This window comes from Pseudomonas sp. D5(2026) (assembly GCF_057766845.1).
Genome location: NZ_CM173421.1, coordinates 2,431,561 through 2,452,390 on the forward strand (window position 1 = coordinate 2,431,561; position 20,830 = coordinate 2,452,390).

The 20,830-nt window shown below is 60.9% G+C and carries 15 protein-coding genes and 1 pseudogene; 5 read left to right on the top strand and 11 right to left on the bottom strand.

Translation table 11 applies throughout. The annotated features are described in order from the left end of the window. Position 1: 1 nt before the first annotated feature. The 8 genes from tssK to tssB are packed head-to-tail and all read right to left on the bottom strand — an operon-like array spanning position 2 to position 7,923. Entirely contained in the window at positions 2-1,339 is a 1,338-nt protein-coding gene (gene tssK / locus AC3B5Q_RS11120; RefSeq protein WP_084851653.1) for a type VI secretion system baseplate subunit TssK, read from the bottom strand. Positions 1,340-1,394: 55 nt separating this feature from the next. Beyond that, positions 1,395-2,192, bottom strand: a complete 798-nt coding sequence (gene tssJ / locus AC3B5Q_RS11125; RefSeq protein ID WP_319298982.1) for a type VI secretion system lipoprotein TssJ — start codon at positions 2,190-2,192, stop codon at positions 1,395-1,397. Next, positions 2,189-2,758 (bottom strand): FHA domain-containing protein, encoded by a 570-nt coding sequence (locus tag AC3B5Q_RS11130; protein WP_028697031.1) that lies wholly within the window; start codon positions 2,756-2,758, stop codon positions 2,189-2,191. The genes tssJ and AC3B5Q_RS11130 overlap by 4 nt, the downstream gene beginning before the upstream one ends. Further along, on the bottom strand, positions 2,755-3,771 hold the full coding sequence (tssG, locus tag AC3B5Q_RS11135; RefSeq protein WP_028697030.1) for a type VI secretion system baseplate subunit TssG: 1,017 nt from the start codon (positions 3,769-3,771) through the stop codon (positions 2,755-2,757). The genes AC3B5Q_RS11130 and tssG overlap by 4 nt, the downstream gene beginning before the upstream one ends. Next, complete coding sequence (gene tssF / locus AC3B5Q_RS11140; RefSeq protein ID WP_319298980.1) at positions 3,735-5,501, bottom strand: type VI secretion system baseplate subunit TssF; 1,767 nt, start codon at positions 5,499-5,501, stop codon at positions 3,735-3,737. Before tssF ends, tssG begins: the two co-directional genes overlap by 37 nt. A gap of 3 nt (positions 5,502-5,504) precedes the next feature. Further along, positions 5,505-5,915, bottom strand: a complete 411-nt coding sequence (gene tssE, locus AC3B5Q_RS11145; protein ID WP_084851648.1) for a type VI secretion system baseplate subunit TssE — start codon at positions 5,913-5,915, stop codon at positions 5,505-5,507. After that, positions 5,912-7,402, bottom strand: a complete 1,491-nt coding sequence (gene tssC / locus AC3B5Q_RS11150) for a type VI secretion system contractile sheath large subunit (protein ID WP_103469765.1) — start codon at positions 7,400-7,402, stop codon at positions 5,912-5,914. Before tssC ends, tssE begins: the two co-directional genes overlap by 4 nt. A gap of 17 nt (positions 7,403-7,419) precedes the next feature. After that, complete coding sequence (gene tssB / locus AC3B5Q_RS11155) at positions 7,420-7,923, bottom strand: type VI secretion system contractile sheath small subunit (RefSeq protein ID WP_028697026.1); 504 nt, start codon at positions 7,921-7,923, stop codon at positions 7,420-7,422. Positions 7,924-8,249: 326 nt separating this feature from the next. Here tssB and vasI point away from each other — a divergent pair, with 326 nt between their 5' ends. Genes vasI through tssM form a run of 3 tightly spaced genes read left to right on the top strand, consistent with a single transcriptional unit; the run spans position 8,250 to position 13,968 of the window. Further along, positions 8,250-8,900, top strand: coding sequence for a type VI secretion system-associated protein VasI (gene vasI / locus AC3B5Q_RS11160; protein WP_172402857.1), 651 nt, complete (start codon positions 8,250-8,252; stop codon positions 8,898-8,900). Then, positions 8,888-10,351 (top strand): type VI secretion system protein TssA, encoded by a 1,464-nt coding sequence (gene tssA, locus AC3B5Q_RS11165; protein WP_028697024.1) that lies wholly within the window; start codon positions 8,888-8,890, stop codon positions 10,349-10,351. Before vasI ends, tssA begins: the two co-directional genes overlap by 13 nt. Then, on the top strand, positions 10,348-13,968 hold the full coding sequence (gene tssM, locus AC3B5Q_RS11170) for a type VI secretion system membrane subunit TssM (RefSeq protein WP_028697023.1): 3,621 nt from the start codon (positions 10,348-10,350) through the stop codon (positions 13,966-13,968). Before tssA ends, tssM begins: the two co-directional genes overlap by 4 nt. Before the next feature lie 77 nt (positions 13,969-14,045). Here the strand turns inward: tssM and AC3B5Q_RS11175 are convergent, their stop codons facing one another. Continuing rightward, positions 14,046-15,899 (bottom strand): ABC transporter ATP-binding protein, encoded by a 1,854-nt coding sequence (locus AC3B5Q_RS11175; protein WP_028697022.1) that lies wholly within the window; start codon positions 15,897-15,899, stop codon positions 14,046-14,048. 450 nt (positions 15,900-16,349) lie between these two features. Between AC3B5Q_RS11175 and dapA the strand changes: the two genes are divergently transcribed. Further along, a complete protein-coding gene (gene dapA / locus AC3B5Q_RS11180; RefSeq protein WP_021784957.1) occupies positions 16,350-17,216 on the top strand; it encodes a 4-hydroxy-tetrahydrodipicolinate synthase in 867 nt (288 codons plus the stop codon). 46 nt (positions 17,217-17,262) lie between these two features. Here dapA and AC3B5Q_RS11185 read toward each other — a convergent pair. Next, a pseudogene (locus AC3B5Q_RS11185) lies at positions 17,263-17,406 on the bottom strand (GNAT family N-acetyltransferase); the annotation flags it as partial. Between the two features lie 19 nt (positions 17,407-17,425). Further along, the gene (locus AC3B5Q_RS11190; RefSeq protein ID WP_274119436.1) at positions 17,426-19,114 is read right to left on the bottom strand and encodes an NAD(P)H dependent flavin oxidoreductase family protein; all 1,689 of its coding nucleotides are present in this window, start codon (positions 19,112-19,114) and stop codon (positions 17,426-17,428) included. Between the two features lie 78 nt (positions 19,115-19,192). Here AC3B5Q_RS11190 and pdxR point away from each other — a divergent pair, with 78 nt between their 5' ends. Further along, on the top strand, positions 19,193-20,689 hold the full coding sequence (gene pdxR / locus AC3B5Q_RS11195) for a MocR-like pyridoxine biosynthesis transcription factor PdxR (RefSeq protein WP_028697021.1): 1,497 nt from the start codon (positions 19,193-19,195) through the stop codon (positions 20,687-20,689). The last annotated feature ends 141 nt before the right edge of the window (positions 20,690-20,830 follow it).

Below are 20,830 nucleotides of genomic sequence, written 5' to 3' on the forward strand. Positions count from 1 at the left end.
GTCACTCACTCCTGATCGCCCAGAACTGCAGTTCAAGCCGTGGGAAGTCGCCCGCAATGTGGATGCCGAAACCATTCGCTTTGCTCATGCACGCCCAGGCCGGGTCGCGTCGGTCCAGCTCGAAGTAGCTGAAGCCCGCATGGAAGGGCAGGTCGCGGGGCGCCACGGGTAATGGCAACAATGGGATGCCCGGCAATTGCAGCGGCACCAGGTCACTCAGTGACTCAAGCGAGGTGATCTTGGCTTTCTGGATGAACCTCTGGCGCAACGCCTGTGGTGGCATGTCGGCGCGCACGGCGAGGATGAAGTCGGCTTCTTCGATCAGCCGGCGGTCTTCCAGCGTGGTCGTCATCACGCCGAATTGTTCACTCTCCAGCGGCAGTGAAACAGCACGCGGCCGCAAGACGGTGCTCAGAGATCTGCGCAAGGTGTCTTCCAGTGGTTTGAAAGAGGTGCGCAGCGCAGTGTGGTGATAGGCGGGGTACTCCTGCGGCAGCCTGTTCTGGTCAGTGAAGGTGACGAATTCGCCACAGGCCTGGCTCATGCACAGGTACAGCTGCTCGGGGTGCGTTTGCGCTTGCCTGGCCAAATGCTGGAAGCATGGCCACCAACGGTTCATGGCCTGCAGCAGGTTGAAGTCGCGAATGTCAGCGATTCCTGACTGGCCTGAGGCACCAATCCGGGTGGCAAGGCCGCGCGCCCGCTCGCGCAAGGTATGGGTAATTTCGTCAAGGAACCGCTGCAGCGCTGGCACCGCCCGTACCGAAACGCTGGTGGGGTAGAACGCTTCGTCCAGTTGCAGGCTGCCGTCGGGGCGCCGTTCCAGAATACGTGCCAGGGCCAGGCAGGTGTAGGCGCTGCTGTCTTCGGTCTTGCGTTTGAGCTGCAGGTTGGGCACCGCAAGGTCTACCTGCACCAGGTCACCGTCAGCGGTGTGGGTATCCTTGATTTCCTGTGCCTGGGCGGTATAGCGGAAATTGGCTGCATTGTCGGGCCAGCTCACTTCGCGGCCGCCATCGGTGCGCAGCGGCAGGCACAGATACACCTCACTGTCTTTGCATGCGTCGTCGCCGATTTCCAGTGGCGGCGGTGGCGGCAGGTCGGCGGGAATGTCGAACACCGTGCCGTCCGGCATGACGCCTCGCGCCCGGGTGATGGCGACTTTGCCCAGGCTCAGGTATTCGTCGTTCAACTGAAGTTCGCTGAAGCCGTAGAAGGCTGCATTGAGGCTGGCGAGGCGCTGGTGCAGTGCTGCTTCGCTGGCTCTGGTCGCCTGTTGGAAATGCTGTGGTTTGACGAACAGGCCTTCAGGCCAGAGAACGGGATTGCGTGAACTCATGGGCGCTCCGTGTCAGCGTGAGTAAGCAGGAAGGGCAAAGGGTGTTGAGTTGCCATCAGTCTTCTTCCTTGAGCACGATGTGCGTGTCGTTGACCAACACCGACAGCATGATCTGGCGGCCACGCGGTGGAATGCGCAGTACTTGCCGCCAGCTGGCGTTTTCATGGCCTCGGTAGTCGGCAATCACCGCGACGAAGCGGGTTTCGGCGTGGATGGGTTCGAACGGGATGTACTTGAACTGGCCAGGGCGCAGCAGGTAGTCGTCACTACGGATATAGGTACTGCGCAGCGCCTTGGCCGGGTCCTGCTCCAGTAGCTGGTACACGGTGTTGCGCAGCAGTGAGTCGTCGCGCAGTTGCAGGATCGTGATGGCAATGGGCGTGGCGACCAGCGCTGAGGCAACGCTTGTGGTGCGCGGCAGGGTCAACGCCACCTGAGGGTCGTCGTAGCTGCCGGGGCCGCTTTCTTCCAGGGGCGAGCGAGCCGGGTCGCTCTCGTCTCCTTCGTCCAGCTCGACGGGGGACATGGCCGGGAATTGCGCTTGAAGGTATTCGAACAGAACCCCGATTTTTTCGGTCAATGCATAGGGGTCGCCAGCACTCAGGGTCACAGCGTAGGGGCTGGGGGCCAGGGCGCGATCCTGATCGGCTGCGACGTCAAGGCTGTTCGGATTACCGTTGAGGGTAGGGCTGGCATTGATGCTGAATGCGACCTCGGTCGGGTGGTCCTTGGGCGGCCCGATGGGCAACGAGTGGTCCATGGCCACCTGGCTCATTCTGCTCAAAGAGGTGCAGCCGGTGGGCGCGACCAGCGCAAGCAGCAGGGGGGCGAGCAGAAGTGAATGAGGCTTCATGGGTATGCTCCGGCAATCAGGCGCTGCAGTGGGCTCTCTTGGAGTGCCCCTTCACCGTCTGCTGCATCCAGCGCTGCCAGAGGGTCACTCCCCATGGCTGCTTTGAAGACCGAGCAGATCTCGACGGCTGGTTGGGGGGTAGAAGGCTGTGCCGGGCAAGCGAGGGCAGGCGCTTCGGCTATCAGGCGGTCGAGCACCCTCGGGTCCGGGTTGAACAGGTCCTCCAGCGAGCGTGTGCAGGCCTGATCCTGGGTGTACTGAACCTGTAGCCGATAGGCACCAATGAGAAGCTGGTCACCCTCAACCAGGCGCCTGGGTGAAAGCGGCCCCAGGCTGTTGGCACTCCCATTGACGTAGGTGCGGTGGCAGTGGTCGATCACACAGAAGCTGCCTTCGATCCAGCGGATTTCGCAGTGGATGGGCGCAACGGTCTGATCGCGGTCATTGATCTGCCAGTTTGCTCGCCCGCTGCCGATGGTGCCGCCCTTGCAATCGAACAGGTGACGAGTAGTAACGCCGTGCTGCAGTTGATCGAGGTTGGTGATACTCAGGGTGACTGTGCTCATGAGCGCCCCCGGATGCGTACAACCGGGCTGATCTGGCCATGCCGGTCGTCGACGAAGCTGGTCCAGCCCAGGTAGGCGGCCTGGCTGCGGTGCAAGCAGAAGGGTGACAACGCGCTTTGCTTAAGGCGCAGTTCCAGGTCGTAGGCCAGCCCGTCACGCAGCAGAAAGTCGATCAGTGCACGCAAACGGCCGAAGTTGATGCCGCTGGGCAGCAAGTCCCGCAGCTGCGTCTGGTCGAGTTCGCTGATCACGATGGTGAACTTGCTGCTGCGGGTGCGCGTGCGGCTGCCAATCATGAACGTGCTGCCCAGCTGGCCGTTGGTCCGCCCCAGGCTTGCAAGCTGCCTGGACGTCGTGACGACTGATCGCGTTTCGAACTCGCGGATGTGCACTTGCTTGAGGTCGAAGCAGTGCGCAATGATGCCGGCCACAGTACCCGGCGCACGGCTGCGGCTGGCGATCACGCCGGCAAAACTGAGCAGGCGGCTCCAAGGCAGCGCCGTGTCCCCTCGCAACTGCTTGTCGTTAAGCCCCAGCAGGGCAAACATGTACTGCGAGAACCCGTCACTGGCACCTGGCTGGAAGCGGATGTAATAGCGGTACTTGCGCCAGATACGGTGTAACAGGCTGAGTAGGTAGTGGTTGAAAAAGTCGAAGAAGGCCGGCCGTACACCGATGCCATGCGCATGTTCATACGCCACCTGTTCCAGGTAATAGGTGGGCAATGGCGAATCGGTGCCGTGCAACCCCAGGAACGTGGCAACGATGCGGTAGCGCTCGTCCTCAACGGACATTCGCTGGGCTTTGTACACGTCCGATACGGGGAAGGTCAGCCGTGGGTCGCAGGCCAGGCGCACGCGCAACCGGGTGGCCTTGTCCGGCCAACGCGGTTCCAGGTCATCGCCATGCAGCCCGTGCAACCGCTCCAGCAACTGGAAGAAGTTGTACTGGTGCGCTTTGCAGAGCAGCTTGTCGGCTAGATCAGCGGTTGCTTGCCGGTCTGTATGGGCCATGTGTAGTGCTCGTTATTGGTGGTGTTGATCACTTCCAGCTGGTGGAAGGAATTGATGCTGGCGTACAGGGCGAAGAAGTGGGCGAGCACACAGCTGAACAGGTACAAGTCGCCTTCGCAGAGGAAGGCGGTCTGGTCCAGTTTCAGCTGGGTGTGCAGGCCGCGAATGGGTTGCCCCTTGATCAGCCAATCCATGGGCTGCGTGTGAATGTCGCGCATGCCTTCCAGGCGTTTACGGGTGGTGCGGGCCTGCTGGATGTCGTGCAGGGCCATGAAGTCGTAGGCACGGATCACCGCTTTCAGCGGCTCTACCGAGAGCATGGACAGGTAGTTAAGCGACATGTTGGAGATCAATGCCCACTGCAACTGGCCGTCCAGCACTGGGCGACAGGGGCGGGTGGGTGTACAGAGATTGGTGTAGGTGGCCAGTGGCGGCGTAAGCTCGGTCAGGACGTTGATGTCATCGATGCCCAGCGCCAGTGGTAGGTCCCGATTGGTGCAGGTCAGGTCGATGGAGGCGGTTTCCAGTTCGCCTATGTAGCTGTTGGCGTCGGCGCGGACGAAGGCGATTCGATGCATGACGCCATTGCCGTGCAGGCACTCTTCCAGCTGGCAGCGGTAATACAGCGCCGTGCGCCCTTGGACGTGTTCGATTTCATGGGCGAATGACTCGAAGGGACGGAAGGTCCGAAGGTGCTCACCCGTGTTCCCGTCAGTCGTCGTTCGGGTGCTGACCACCTGGTCGACACTGAAGATTTCGTAGCCGTGCGGCGTTGTGCCCTTGGGCGTCAGTGGAACCATGGCGTCCTTGCCGGACAGGTCGATGGGCTCGGCGCTGTGCTGGAACAGGTTGACCGCAGGTGCGCAGAACAGGTTGAAATCTGCTTTGCCGACACGTAGCGAGTCGGGTAGCTGGCGCGTGAAGTGAAATTCGAGGATTACCTGCTGGCTATCATGAGCTGGCCAGATTTTTTCCAGGCCGGTAACGCTGAAAAAGTGGAAGCGTTGAGGGAACGCGAAGTATTCCTGCAGGATGCGATAGCCATCAAAGACGTTCTGTGGGTAAGGCAGCAAGGCGTCGTTGGGGCTGAATCCTGGGAATGCGATGCTGTTTGCCGGCAGCCGACGAACCTGGCCATTGATGGTCACGCTGACATGCTTGAGGTATTGAGAAACCCACAGGTAAAGCGTGCAGACGGTACGGATATCGCCGCTGAGGTAAAAGTCGAGGCTGGTACAGCCCAGGCTGTTCAATGGCCGATCGACCAGTGTATGAAGGCCGATGCAGACCACAGAACTGTCGGATGTCCGGGTGGCGGCCACCGTGTCGATCTCGAACGGATGAATGTTGACCGCTGTACAGGTGCGGAACTCGCAGGCCACGCCGTCTACCGGTTTCGAGAACAGCCTCGACCCCTTCGGGATGTGCTGAGACTGGCTGAGGGATTGCCTCACCGGGCTGAACTTGATGATCGTCGCGCTGGGCAGCGGCCGCAGGTAGTTCGGCCACAGCAACTGCAGCATGGGATGGGTCAGCTCTGGCAAGTCGTCTTCCAGCTTCAGCCGTAGCTTGGCGGTCAGGAACGCAAAGGCTTCCATCAGGCGTTCGACATCGGGGTCGCTGGCACCTTTGCCAAGCAACCGCGCGAGTTGTGGGTTGTCCTTGGCAAAGTCGTTCCCCAGTTCGCGCAGGTAACGCAGTTCTTCGCTGAAATTGTCTCTCAGTGACATCGGTCACCTCACGCGTGTGTAGCGGTTGTGTCCGTCGACCAGCAGCTCGAGTTGCAGCTGCTCTGCGTGGTTGTTGACCTGTACCAGGCAATCCAGCCTGAAATGCAGCTCCAGCGGGGCACGGGTATCGGGCACTGCGTTGAGCGTGCGTACCTGTATGCGTGGCTCGAAGCGCTGGAGGGTGCGGCGAATATCCGCGCTCACCTGCACAAGCAAGTCACCGTTGCTCACGTCATGCCCGTTGAAGTCGCGCAGGCCCAGCTCGGGGCTGCTCTGGGAGCACCCCTGGCGGGCATTCAGCAGCGTTTCGAGGTGTCGCTGGATGGCGGCGAACTTGTGGGAAGCGTTCTCGCGTTGGGAGGCCTCCCGGCGGGTGCACTGGTCCAGCATCAGGCGATCAAAAAGACCACTCATTGCGTATCGAGCCGCCCGACCAGGGAGATCTCGAAGTTCGCGCCCATGTACTTGAAGTGCGGACGTACGGCGAGCGAAACCTGGTACCAGCCCGGGTCACCCGCAACATCCGAGACCTCAATACGGGCGGCACGCAGCGGTCGGCGGCTGCGAACGTCGGCAGACGGGTTCTCCTGGTCGGCGACATACTGCTTGATCCATTTCTTCAGCTCGGACTCAAGGTCACGGCGCTCTTTCCAACTGCCGATCTGCTCGCGCTGCAGCACCTTGATGTAGTGGGCCAGCCGGTTGACGATGAACAGATAGGGCAACTGGGTACCCAGTTTGTAATTGGTCTGTGCCTGGAGCCCCTCAGGGGTTTTCGGGAAATGCTTGGGCTTTTGTACCGAGTTGGCCGAGAAGAACGCGGCGTTGTCGCTGTCTTTGCGCATGGTCAGGGCGATGAAACCCTCTTCGGCCAGTTCGAATTCCTTGCGGTCGGATATCAGCACTTCGGTAGGAATCTTGGTCTGCAACTGACCCAGGGATTCGTACAGGTGAACCGGCAAGTCTTCGACGGCACCGCCCGATTGTGGGCCGATGATGTTCGGGCACCAGCGGTAGCGGGCGAAGCTGTCGTTGATGCAGCTGGCTAACAGAAAAGCAGAATTGCCCCACAGGTAGTTGTCGTGCTGCCCGGAGATGTCTTCGTTGTAATTGAAGCTCTCGATCGGTTGTTCCTGCGGGTGGTAAGCGGAGCGAAGCATGAAGCGCGGCCCGGTCAGGGCGACGTGGCGGGCGTCTTCGCTTTCACGAAAGGCGCGCCACTTGGCATGCCGTGGGCCGGCGAAGAGGTCTTTTATTTCCTTGAGGTTAGGCAGCTCCTCGAAGCTGTTCAAATTGAAAAATTCGGGGGCAGGTGCAGCAAGAAAAGGGGCATGAGACATGGCACCAACGGAGGCCATGTAACTTAGCAACTTGATGTCAGGGGAAGACGGGCCGAAATTGTAGTTACCAACCATGGCTGCAACCGGCTCTCCCCCGAATTGGCCATAACCTGCGGTGTAAACATGTTTGTAGATACCGCTACAGGTAATGTCCGCAGCATTTTCGAAGTCGTCGAACAAGTCCTCTTTAGTAGCGTGCAGGATTTCGAGCTTGATGTTCTCCCTGAAGTCCGTGCGGTCGACCAGAAGTTTCAGACTGCGCCATGATGATTCAAGCTGCTGGAACTCCGGTTGATGCAGAATGGCATCCATCTGTTTGCCTAGAATTCGGTCGATTTCGGCAATCATCTGGTCGGCCCGGTGCTTGTTGATCAGTTGATCCGGGTCATTGCTCTTGAGGATTTCGGCGATGAAGGCAGATACGCCCTGCCTGGCAATCTGGTAGCCCTCCTGGGCAGGTACCAGTTTGGTTTCTGCCATGATCTGGTCGAGCAAGGAGGCATTGCTCAACGTGTCGGCGGTTGCTTCTGTGGTGATGGCGGTGCTGCTTGGCTTGGGCATGGGGACGCTCCGTGGTCTCAATCTTTTTCTGGCGCCTCGAGCACCAGGTCCAGTTCTTGGGCGAGCTGTTTACGCGCCTGCTCGTTGTTAAGCAGGTGCTGCAATTGCTTGCGGAAGGCCGGAACATTGCCCAGCGGGCCTTTCAGGGCGACCAGTGCTTCGCGCAGCTCCAGCAGCTTGTTCAGCTCGGGCACCTGGCGCGCTATCCGGTCCGGCCCGAAATCGTTGATGGACCTGAACTGCAGGTGCACCGCAAGCTCGGTATCCGGGGCGGTGCTGAGCCTGGACGGTACCGCCACGTCCAGGCTCACGTTTGCGTCGTTCAACACGCTGTTGAATGTATGTTTATCGATGCGCATGACCTGGCGGTCCTCAAGCGCACGGCTGTCATCCAGGCCGAAGTCGCCCAGCACCAGCATCTTGTGCGGCAGTTCCACCTCAGCCTGCTCATCGCTAGTAGCGGGCACATACCTGATATTGACGCGTTCTTTCGGCGCAACGGATCCCGTATTTTTAGACATCGGTACGCAACTCCCTGTTGGGTTGTAGGATGTTCAGGTGCTAGTTGTGTTTATTGTTGTCCCGATCTTGTGGGAAGATTCCTACAAATGTTTAATTGGTTGGGTTATTTGCCCGTTCTCTATAAAAACCATGCGCGGAATGCTGCTCTTTGGTCGAGCGTTAAGATGTAATTAAATATTTGTTTGTGTGCATTCGGTACTGTGTAATAGGCTTCTGCTGGATTTGTTTGAATCGGTTGCGTGGGCGCATGGGTATTGCTACTTGGTTGTAGGAAAGTTCTTTGTGCCATATAGGCCATTTGTACTATTCAGAGAGTAAATTCAGGATGATTAACCGCTGTGCATATGGCGCCGGTCTCTCGTTGCTGTTTTGTCTTCAGCCGGTGCTGGCAGGCTCCACGCGGGACTGTCCCCGGATTGTGTCCAACATCGAGCGACTGGCCTGTTTCGATCAGGCTGCTGGCACCCCGGCGTACACGCCAACGCGGCAATGGTCTGCACCGGAGCAGCAGGCCCCCACTGTGTTGCGCGTGATGGCAAATGAAGCTGAACGGGCACCGGATGACCTGACGTTTCGCATCGGGAGCCCGACCCAGGACGGGGCAGGCGCACCAGCGCTTGTGATTTCGGCGCCCGCCATCGCATCGGGTGACGAACGTGCCTACATGGCAATCAGTTGCATCCAGGCCATCTCCCGGCTACAGCTGATTGCCAGGCGTCCGATCGAAGCAAGCTGGGTCAAGGTACGCTTGAGCGGGGAGGGCTGGTCTACCCGTGAGACGCCCTGGCAAGTGATGGAGAACGGCCAAGTGCTCGATGCCGGGCGGGGCCTGCCCGCCATCGAGCAGATCAGGAAGCTGATCGGTGCCCAGCGTATCGAGGTTGTGAGTGATCACGGTGAGGTCGACGGGCTGATCTTCGATGCTCAAGGCCTTGACCCCTTGATCAGCCGGGCGCGAAGCACATGTCGGTGGTAGCGCAGATATCCGCGGAAGAGGTCACTCGGTTGCTCGCGCCGATTGATCCGGCAGTTCCGGCCGGCCTGTTCGATGTCGAGGACGAAACCTATCAGGCCATTGATCAGGAGATGGTCAAGCTGGGTGGGCTGCAGGACGCCTCGATCGACTGGGGCTTTATCGATGAGGCGTCCCGTCAGTACCTTAGCGAGCAATGCAAGCACCTGCGAATCGTTGCGCACCTGAGTGCCGCATGGTTGCGTAGCGGCTGCTGGCAGCGGTGGGGATGCACCTTGGCGTTGCTGGCCGGCATGCTCGAGTGCTACTGGGAGGCCGCTCATCCCAAGCCGGGACCGAAAGGCTTCCTTGGCAAGCGCAAGCTGGTTGCCCTGGTGATCGATCGCTTGGCCGAGGCACTCCCGCGTCTTGATCGTTTTACCTACACCCCGACCCACGCAGCGGCAGCGCAGGCTGCCTTGAAACGCCTGCAACAACAGGAAACGGGGCAGCTGGACACGGCAGCACTCGGCGAACTTGAGCGCCTGCTGCGCAAACACTCGGAGCTTGCCAACGGTGTTGGCGAGGCTGCTGTGCCCAAAACGCCGGCTGCAACCGAGAAGCCTGCACCGTTGGCCGATGTCATCGCCACACCTGTGTCACGCATGTCGATGGGCAATGAGCGTGAGACACGCCGGGCCGTGCTGTCCATGGCCGAGCTCATCAACCAGCAGGACCCTTACGACGCTACCGGCTACCAGTTACGGCGTTTCGGTTTGTGGGCGCACATTCAGATTGCTCCCCAAGTCAGGCAGGGCAACCGTACGGAATTGATGGCGGTTCCGCTGGATATCACGCGGGTCTATGAAGAGGCCATAGCCAGTCAGGTGGTTGACCCCGCCTTGCTGCAGCGCGTTGAAAAGAGCCTGACGGCTTGCCCCTTCTGGATTCGTGGCAGCTTTCTGGCTGCGACCGTCGCCACACAGCTGGCGATGTGCGAAGTGGCCGAAGCCATCCGTGGTGCCACCGCCCGGTTTGTGCAGCGCATGCCGGCGCTGCAGCAGCTGTGCTTCAGCGACGGCATGGTATTTGTCGACGACCAATGCCTGGCCTGGCTCAAGGGCACCCAAGGGCCGTCCGGCCAAGGTGCAACCCCCCAGGAGTTCAGCGGCCTGCGCGAGGAGTTGGTAAGCCAGCTGGAAACCGGTGGCGTAGAACCGCTGCTCCTTCGGCTGCAAGGGCTGCAAGCGGGCTTTCGTGCTCCCCGTGAGCGCTGCCACACCACCGTGATTGCAGCCGATCTGCTGGCCGCGCGGGGTGTGTCCTGGCTGGCCCAGGACCTGTGCGCGAACGTTGCCCGAACCATGCAGCAAACCTCCGCCAGTGCGTGGGAACCCGAGGTATTTCAGCGGCTTCAGCAGTACGCCGCTTCCCCAGTGCTGGCAGTTCAAGACAAGGATCAGGAACCTCGATGAATCAAGTATGGACGCAACTCAAACGTTGGGGCTGGCCGTGGGTAACGCGCATTGGCCTGGCGCTGCCGCTGCTGCTCGGGCTTGGCGCTTTGCTGATGCTGGTCGCCATCTGGTGGCTTGGCCCGCAATGGACGTGGCGTGATCAGCAGCCGCTGGCAAGTGTGGCTCATCGCAGCGTGGCAAGCCTGTTACTCGTGCTGGTGCCGCTTCTGTGCTGGCTTGGGGTACTGCGCACGCGCTTTCGCCGCCTGCAAGCGGAGCGCCGCCAGGCACTGGCCGCCGAACAGGATGTAGCGCTACCGTTCGTGCAGGCGCAAGAGCGGGCCTTGAGCCAGGGGCTTGAGCGGTACCTCGACAATGCCGGTGGGCGACGCGCGTTGTACCGGCTGCCTTGGTATCTGGTGTTGGGCGACGAACAGTCCGGTAAAAGCAGCTTCATCGACCGCACCGATCAGCGCTTTACCCTGACGCGTATCGACCAGGCCCAGGCGCGGGGCCGACAGGCTGAAGCACTGGCCTACCCGGTAGGCTGGTGGGTCAGCGACGATGCCGTGATTATCGACCCGCCCGGTGTTTTCATCAGTCAAGAACCACTGGCGGGCTTGGCGGCCAACGATCCCTCTGACGCCTCCGCGCCGCCCGGCATCCAGGCCCGGTTGTGGGAGCACCTGTTGGGCTGGCTGCAGCGAAAGCGAAGCCAGCGGGCGCTCAATGGTGTGTTGTTGGTGGTCGACCTGCCGGCGCTGCTGCATGGCAAGCCCGAGCAGCGTGTCGCGCTGGCCCATGGGTTGCGCACCCGCCTGTACGAAGTGAGTAGTCAGTTGGGGGCGCGCCTGCCGCTGTACGTGGTACTGACCAAATTCGATCTGCTGGACGGCTTCGACCAGTTCTACAGCAAGCTTTCGGCCGCCAAGCGTGAAAGTCTGTTGGGGTTCACCTTCAAGCTGGATGCGGTTGACGCGTTTGACGCCTGGCTGGATGAGTATGACGAGCACTACGGGCGACTTCTCACCCAATTGCATGAGCAGGTCATCGACCGGCTGGATGTACTGGGCAAGACAGCACCGTGCGGGCGCCTGTTCTCACTGTATGCACAATTGATCGGGTTGCGCCCCATACTGCAGGCATTCCTACGCGAAACCTTGGCGAGTGACCGGTTCACCACGACCCCCTTGGTACGTGGTGTGTACTGGTCGTCAGTGGTACAGCAAGGCGACATGCGCAATGCCTTTGTCCGTGAAGCGGCTCAGCCCTACACGACGAAGCTTCCCCTGCGTGAAGGTAAAGCGCAGGGGAAGGCGTTGGTCTATTTCATCCAGCAAGCATTCAGGCGGGTTATCTACCAGGAAGCCGGGCTGGCGGGTGACAATGTTCGGGTTGCGCGCAGCAAGCGCCACTTGCTGTGGGTGGGCTCTGGTGTAGGCATCCTGGCGTTCAGTATCGCCATTGCCAGTTGGCAGCGTTACGCCGATATCAATGGCGCCAAGGCTGCCAGTGTGCTCGCCAAAAGCCAGGAGTACAGCGGTCACGAAGTCGATATGCGTCTTGATCCGACCGGGCGCAACCTGCTGGAGCCGCTGGACCAGATTCGCGACGCGGTGGCGGTGTTTGGCGACTATCGTGCAGCCTGGCCGGTGGTTGCCGATTTGGGTTTGTATCAAGGGCGCAACATTGGTCCCTTGGTTGATGAGGCGTACCTCAGCTTGTTGTCGAAACGTTTTTTGCCGGCCTTGGCCAGTGGTGTGATCGATGCCATGAACGCAGCACCACCTGGCAGCGAGCAACAAATGGCCGCGCTCAGGGTTTACCGGATGATCGAGGACCGTAACAGCCGCCGGCCCGAATGGGTCGAGGACTGGATGGCCCGTCAGTGGCAACGCGCCTTTCCTGGCCAGGGGCAGTTGCAGCGTGACCTCATGCAGCACCTGAAATACGCCTTGGCCTATGCCGATACCGATTTGCCGCAGTACCGCCAGCGGATCAGCGAAGTGCAGCAGACGTTGCGCAAATTGCCGTTGCCGCAGCGGGTCTATGCAGGGCTGAAACAACAATCGTACCAGCAGTTGCACGCCGGGCTGGACCTGCGCCACCAGGTAGGGCCTGCGTTTGATGTGGTGTACCAGCCGTCTTCCGGGGACAGGCAAGGGGATGAGGATGTAAGGCTGGCCGCCATGCTCACCGCCAAAGGTTTCAGGGAATACTTCGCGCCGCGCAGCCAGCAGTTCGCTGAAATGGCGATGGTTGATCAATGGGCATTGGGGGAGCGCAGTCAACTCGACTATTCGGACGTTGACCGCGATGCGCTGACCGAGCGGCTTTATAACCTCTACAGCGCCGATTATATTGACAGCTGGCGGCGCGCCCTGAACGCTTTTACGGTGGCTGACTTCCGTGATCTGGACCATGGTGTCGCGATCCTGGAGCAGTTGACCGGCCCCACAGCACCTTTGCAGCGGCTGCTGGACACGGTCAGGGATAATACCTCGCTTGCACCTCCAGCAGGTGTTGAAGCACCGGGTGAGCTGAGTACGTTGTGGGCAGCAACCGGAAAGCCTGAGCAACAGCAAGCGTTGGCCATCCAGCGGGCGTTTGCAGGCTTGGGCGCCATGCTGCAGGCGACAGGAGAAAAACCGAGCTACTACGATGAAACCCTGGGCGCTGTTGCGGCCGTGCTGGACTACGCCAAGGCCATACAGGACAGCCCGGACCGCGGCAAGGCCGCGTTGCAAGCCGTGCATCAGCGCTTTGCGATGACAGGGCAGGACCCGATCGGCACCCTGCAACGTGTTGCCACAGGTTTACCGGAGCCCATCAGCCACCAGGTCAGAAAGCTCGCCGACCAGACTGCCCAGGTGCTGAACGTTGAAGCACTGCGCGAACTGGAGCGACGTTGGGATGCTGAAGTGTACAGTTTCTTCCAGCAACGTCTGGCAGGCCGCTACCCCTTTATGGTGAAGGCACCCGATGCTTCTTTGGATGACTTCGAAGCGTTCTTCGGGCCGAAAGGCCGCCTGCAGCAGTTTAATGATCGGTATCTCAAGGTTTTCCTGAAGGACAACCTTGAGGCCTTGCAGTCCACTCAGCACGGGCAATCCCTGATTCGTGCCGACGTAATCGAGCAGCTCGAGCTGGCGGATCGCATTCGCGAAACCTTCTTCGATCAGCGTGGCAAGCTGAGTGTGCAGTTCAGCATCGAGCCCTTGGGGCTCAGTGCGAACCAGCGTACCAGCCTGCTGGACCTGGATGGCCAGTTGATTGCCTACACCCATGGGCCAAGCCATATCACGGGTATTGTCTGGCCCAATACCCTGGGGCAGCAGGTCCGTAGCAATCTCACCTTGCTAAGGCAAAATGGCAACAGCAGCAGCCTGGAATACCGTGGCCCTTGGTCGATGTTCCGCTTGCTCAGCCGCGGCGCGCTCAATGGCCGGACTGCGACCAGCGTGGATCTGAGCTTCAGGACCGGAGATGGCGTGATGCGCTATCGGCTTAACGCTGAAAAAGCCTTCAATCCCATTACCCAGCAACCATTCAAAGGCTTCCGCTTGCCCCGAGGCCTATTGCAACAGCCAGCCAGTGTGGTGCAGGCGGTGCTATCGGATGGGCGGCGACCATGAGCATCGTCAGGGGCGCAGTTCATTGACTGGGCAAGCTTTCGAAACCTGGGTATGCGCTGGCTGCCCCCGGCCTTTACTTACTCCACAGCCTCGGCCACGCCCTGATCCTCACCCAGGAATCCGCCACTCTGGTGCTGCCACAACCGTGCATAGGTACCCTTTTTAGCCAACAGTTCGGCATGGGTGCCTTGCTCGATGATGCGCCCTTCATCCATCACGATCAGCCGGTCCATGGCTGCGATCGTCGACAACCGGTGGGCGATGGCGATAACGGTCTTGCCCTGCATCATCTCATCCAGGCTCTCCTGAATGGCCACCTCCACCTCCGAGTCCAGCGCGCTGGTGGCTTCGTCCAGCAGCAGGATCGGTGCGTTCTTCAGCATCACCCGGGCAATTGCAATGCGCTGGCGCTGGCCGCCAGACAGCTTGATGCCGCGTTCACCCACCAGGGTGTCGTAACCGCTGTTGCCCTGGCGGTCGCTGAGCTGGCTGATGAAACCATCGGCCTGGGCACTGGCCGCAGCGGCGCGGATCTGTGCTTCGGTGGCATCGGGGCGGCCATAGGCAATGTTGTCGCGAATCGAACGGTGCAACAGCGAGGTGTCCTGCGTGACCATGCCGATGGCGCTGCGCAGGCTGTCTTGCGTGACCTTGGCGACGTTCTGCCCGTCGATGCGTATTTCCCCTTTGTCCACGTCGTAGAAGCGCAGCAACAGGTTGATCAAGGTGGACTTGCCGGCGCCGGAGCGGCCGACCAGGCCGACTTTTTCGCCCGGACGAATGTGCAGCGTCAGCTCATTGAGCACCTGGCGCTCACCGTTGTAGTTGAAACTGACCTTGTCGAAGCTCACCGCGCCACCCGTGGTGACCAGCTCTGCAGCACCCGGCACATCCTGCACCTTGGGGCCGCGGGTGAGGGTGGCCATACCGTCCTGCACGGTGCCGATGTTTTCGAACAGCGAGGTAATTTCCCACATGATCCAGTGCGACATACCGTTGACGCGCAAGGCCATGGCGGTAATCGCCGCCACGGCCCCGGTGCCGACCTGTCCCTGGTGCCACAGCCACAGTGCATAGCCACCGGCACCAAAGATCAAGCCCACCACCAGCGCCTGGTTGACGATTTCGAACTGGCTCACCAGGCGCATCTGGCGAAAACCGGTCTGCTTGAAGTCTTCCATGGCTGCGCGCGCAAAGTGCGCTTCGCGGTTGGAGTGCGAAAACAGTTTTACCGTGGTGATGTTGGTGTAAGCGTCAGAAACCCGCCCGGTCATCGACGACCGGGCATTGGCCTGCTCCTGGCCGACCTTGCCCAACCGGGGTACGAAATACAGCATGGCCAAACCGAACAGCACGACCCAGGCAATGAAGGGCAGCATCAGTTTCAGGGCAAAGCCGCCGGCCAGGGCAATGATCGCGATGAAATACACGCCAATCCCGGGCAGGATTTCGATAAGGGTGAACAGCACATCGCGCACTGCCAGTGCCGTCTGCATCACCTTGGTTGTGACCCGGCCAGAAAACTCGTCAGAAAAGAACGACAAGCTCTGGCGCAACATCAGGCGGTGAAAATCCCAACGCAGCCGCAGCGGCAGGTTGATCGCCAGCACCTGGTGCTGAACCATGGTGCGCAGCGCCACCAGCCCGATGCTGACCACTAGGACGATGCCGATCCCCCACAGCACACGGCTTTCCTCGGGGCCAACAGTACCGCCTGCCTGCCAGGACGCGAGCAGGTCGACCACCTGGCCCAGGAACGCGAATAGCCAGGCTTCGTATATCGACACCCCGGCACTGAGCAGCGCCAGCGCCAGGATGTAGCCACGGGCGCCGCGGGTACAAGCCCACATGAAGCGCAACAGGCCAACGGGCGGCGGTGGTACCTCGTCGGGTGGGAAGGGGTCGAGCCTACGTTCAAAGATACGCAGCATGCTTGTCTCCGAAAAAACGGTTTTTGCTTAACCGGTAACCATACAGCACATCAAAGCATTCGCCTGTAGGTAGGCGCCGCTGAAGCAGGTCCGTGTGGTCGGCGCCTGAAACCCACTGCATTGCTATAGCGGTGAAGCAAGGCCTGATCTGAAGCGTGCGACTGCGGGCTTGCCTGTGGCGACTTTTCCCGCCATTATCCAGCCATATCTACGCAACGGGCTTGCCAGCATGTCCACATCCAACCACGCCATTTCCGCTTCGGGCTTCATCGCTCAGGCAGACGCGTGCGTTGCCGTTGCCAAGAAATCCAAGAAACAGCCGCTCATCTGACCGAGGCGCGCTGTCTCGTCAGGTGGGCTGACGAGACAGAAGGCGCCAGGTATCCCTGCCACCACTTCCACTCTTCGCCCTGCTGACGCTGACTTTCGGTCAACATCAGGAGTTTTTGCATGTCGAATTTCCGTGGTATCTGGATCGCCCTCGTCACGCCAATGCGCGCTAATGAAATTGACTTCCCAGGCCTGGAAAAGCTGGTGAAGAAGTTGCTCGAAGACGGTGTGACCGGTTTTGTGGTGTGTGGGACCACGGGTGAGGCGGCGGCGCTGTCCAAGGCCGAGCAACTGGCGGTGCTCGATGCCATGCTGGCCTGGGTGGAGCCTGGCAGGGTGGTGATGGGCCTGTCAGGTTACAACCTGCGTGAGTTGCTGGCCTTCCAGGCTGAAATCCAGCAGCGTGACATTGGCGGGCTGCTGGTTCCCGCACCTTGCTACATTCGCCCTTCGCAGGCTGGCATCGAAGCCTTCTTCGCCACCGTGGCCGATGCCGCCAGCGTGCCAGTGATCGTCTACGACATTCCCTACCGCACCGGCGTACGCATCGAACGCGAAACCCTGCGCCGTATCGTGCGCCATCCACGCATTGCGGCAGTGAAAGACTGTGGCGGTGACAGCGAGACGACCATGGCCCTGATCGAAGACGGCCACGCCCAGGTGCTGGCCGGTGAAGACCTGCAAATCTTCAATAACCTGTGCCTGGGTGGGGCAGGGGCCATTTCGGCCTCCGCACATGTGCGCGCCGACCTGTACGTACGCATGGTGCAGCAGGTCGACAGCGGTGATTGGGCCGCCGCGCGTGGCACGTTCTACCAGTTGCTGCCCTGGATCAAGGTGGCCTTTGCCGAGCCCAACCCGGCTGTGGTCAAGGCGGCGTTGCAGCTGCAAAGCCTGATTGCAGACGAGCTGCGCGAGCCCATGCAGGCGTGTACGGATCCCACCCGAAGCAAGCTGCAAAGCGTGCTGTGTTCACTCGACGCGTGAAGCGGCAGCGGTTGATGGCGGGTTGAAGAGCAGCCACGCTCTGGGCCTGGGCCGGCAGGCGCTTTTCCACTGGCTGATACACCAGCCCGGCAAACTCACCCACGTTGCCTGCCAGGGTGAAGCCGTAGCGTTGGTAGGCGGGTACAGAAGACAATGACGCCTTTACCGTCATCACCTCAGCTCTGGCATGGTGTGCGTTGATTGCGGCCTCAAGCTGCCGTGGCAGCGCCCGGCTTGCGTTCGCCAATCAGGATGTCTTCGAAGAATGCCCCGACAGGTTCGGTAGGGTGGCACAGCTGTATCTCCAGCACCCACACCACCTCGCTCGGGACAATCTCCACCTCGGCCAGCTTGTCCTGGCTATACAACACATGCGGGAAGTCGGCGATGCGATGCCCGGCCAGGTTGCGCTCCAGCTGCCAACCTTTGGCTTGGGCACTGCGCTCGGCGAAGTCATACAGTTCACGCCCGGTCAACCCGCGGCCCCAGGCCTGACGGGTCTCGTCGAACACCTCATGCAGTGCCTCCACGCAGGCGTGGTGCAAAGCGTGCTGGCCAAACACGAAGGTATCGCCATAGTCACCTTCATAGCCATCCCATACCGGCCCAACGTCGACCACGACGATGTCCGTGGTACGTAGCACACGTTGAAGGTCAATGCCTTGCCGTGGCGTACGCACGGTATCGTCACCAAAACGGATGTAGGTGGGGTGCCAGGTGTGTGAGGCGCCCATCGCCTGCAGGGTATGCGCGGCCATCTCCAGTGCCTGGGCGGTGGTCATGCCGACCTGTAGTTGGCTGGCAATGGCGGCCACGGCCCGTACCGACTGTTCGCGGGCTGCGAGCATGCCGTCCAGCGAATAACGTGGGCCGACCTTTTCCAGCTGAGGGTGCAGCGTGCTGGCTGATGAAGCCTGCGTTGTCAGTGCACCGCTGGCGACAAAGGCCTCGGCCACAAAGCGATGGGGTTGTACCCCTGCTGCAAGGCATTGCTCGCGGGCCTGGGTGATCATCGTGGCATTGCCACAGGCATATACCTGGGTTTCGTCCCAGCGATGCGTCTGGCTGAGCGCCACCTGTTGTATACGTGCCTGGGCCGAGAGCACCGGTTGCCAGCGAAAGTGCGGGTGCACACGGCTGGACACATCGAGAAATTCGCGGTCATAGAAATCCGCCGGCGAAGAGCCGCCCCAGTACAGCGTGACTTCGGCATCGCCGGCCAAGGCCGTCAGCAGCAGCGGCTTGATGCCGGCGTAACCTGTGCCGGTGGCGAAAAGGATCAGCGGGCGCTGGTCATCGTGCTGCCAGGTACAGGCGCCCAACGGGCCTTCGAGCTTTACCGTTGCACCTGCTTGCAGGGTGGGCAGCAAACCTTCGGTGAACAGCCCACCGCTGACCTTGCGGATGTGAAACACCAGTTGCCCTTGTTCCTGGGCAGGCAGGTTGGCAATGGAGAAACAGCGGCTGTCACCGTTGTCCAACTGAAACCGCATGTACTGGCCCGCCCGCACCTCCAATGGCTGAGCAGGCTGCAGCACCAGCTCGACAATATCTGCGCTCATCGCGCGCTGGCCAACGACCTGTGCCTGGGTTTGCAGTGCCGGGGCGTCCAGTGACCAGCCGGGTATTTCCAGGCGCATGTCGCTGCAGGCGTGGCTCTGGCACAGCAACATTTCGTCGGCGGCCAAGGGATAGGAAGGCGGCGGTGTGTCCGCATCCCGCTGCTTGTCCTGATGCTGCCCCGACACCACCTTGACCTTGCACGAGCCGCAGGCGCCGCGGCGGCAGGAGAAGGGTACCGGCAGGCCGCTGGCGAGCATGGCATCGAGCAGCAACTCCTGGCTGGCTTCGAAGGTTTTGCCCGAGGGCGACAACTCAATGACGTGGCGGCTTTGCATGAACACCTCGGGGCAAATGGAGGTTCGATTGTTGCTATAGTCCAGGACCAGCAGAACCTCCAGTTTTGGATATTTCGTATGGTCCAGCTTCGTAAATGGCAGCCACTGCTCAAGCTCGATGGGGCGCAAGCTTCGTACCGGCAGATCGTCGAAGGGCTGGTGGCCGCAATCAGCGAGGGTCGCCTACGCCCTGGCACGCCGTTGCCGGGCACGCGGGAGATGGCGCAACTGCTGAACGTCAATCGCAAGACCGTGATCCTTGCTTATGAGGAAGCCGAAACCAAGGGTTGGCTGCAAAGCGTGCAACGCCGGGGCACCTTCGTCAGCCAGCAACTGGCGCCAGGCACCGCGGCCGTGCCCAGTGCCGTGCGGCCTTTTGCTCTGGCGCTGCCAGAGGAGCCTGCCGTTGCCTACTTCAAGGCGAACGAACAGGCTGTAGCGCAGCAAGGGCGGCCAGGGGCCTTGTTCTTCGACAACGGCGCCTGTGACCACCGCCTGCTGCCACAGGCTGTACTGCACCGTTATTACCGCAATGCCTTGCGCAGCAGCTTCACCAGCAACAGCGTGCGCCATGGCAGCGAGTGCAGCAGCCGCAATCTGCGCAGCGCCCTGGCCGATATGCTGCGGCACAATCGCAGCCTGAACGTTGGCGCCGAGCATATCTGCCTGACCCAGGGGGTGCAGATGTCGCTGTCCCTGGTGGCCAGTGTGTTGCTCAAGCCGGGTGACGTTGTGCTGGTCGAGCGCCTGAGTTACCCCCCCGCCTGGGAGATCTTCCGTCAGCTGGGTGCCCGCCTGGTGACTGTGGAGCTGGACCATGAGGGGTGCCGGGTCGATCAGCTAGATGCCCTGTGCCGGCAGCACAAGGTGCGGATGATGTACATAACACCCCATCACCAGTTCCCGACCACGGTCAGCCTGCCAGCCGGGCGCAGGCAACAGCTGCTGGAGCTGGCCCGCCAGCATGCCTTTTGCGTGGTCGAAGAAGATTACGACTACGAATACCACTTTGCCGGGCGGCCTTATCTGCCGTTGGCCAGCGACCGCCAGCAGCGGCACGTGATTTACATTGGCTCACTGTCCAAGCCTTTGGGCAGCACGTTCCGTTGCAGCTATATCGTGGCACCGGTGGAAGTGACAACCGTGCTGGAACGCAGGGCGATGTTGACCCTGGGGCAGGGCGATGCAGTCATGCAGCAGATGTTGGCGGACCTGATCAATGATGGCGAACTGAAGAAGCACTTGCGCCGGGTCAACCGCGAGTACCGGCGCCGGCGCGAAACCTTGTTGGGGTGCTTGCGCGATGCGTTTGGCGAACAGATCAGCGTGCAGGCGCCAGAAGGTGGCCTGGCGCTGTGGGTGAGGTTTGCCGATGAGATCAATGTGGATCAGTTGGTCGACAAAGCGCTGGAACGGGACCTGGTGGTGCGCAGTGGGCGACAGTTTTCACCGTTTGGCCATGCCGAGAATGCCTTGCGCCTGGGGTTTGCTTCGCTGGATGCGGATGAGATTCGGCAGGCGACCCAACGCCTGGCAGACGCCGCGAAAGCGATTGGCAAGGCGCGGTGGCTGTAGGCATGGCCTTCTGTCGCGACAGGGGATGGCACGGGCTTCGCCCGTGTTCGCGGGCAAGCCCGCTCCCACAGTGATCGCGGTGGGCTCAGGATTTGTGCAGGAGGGTTACGCCCCCAAGGGGCGCGAGGCCTCTGGGCCTCA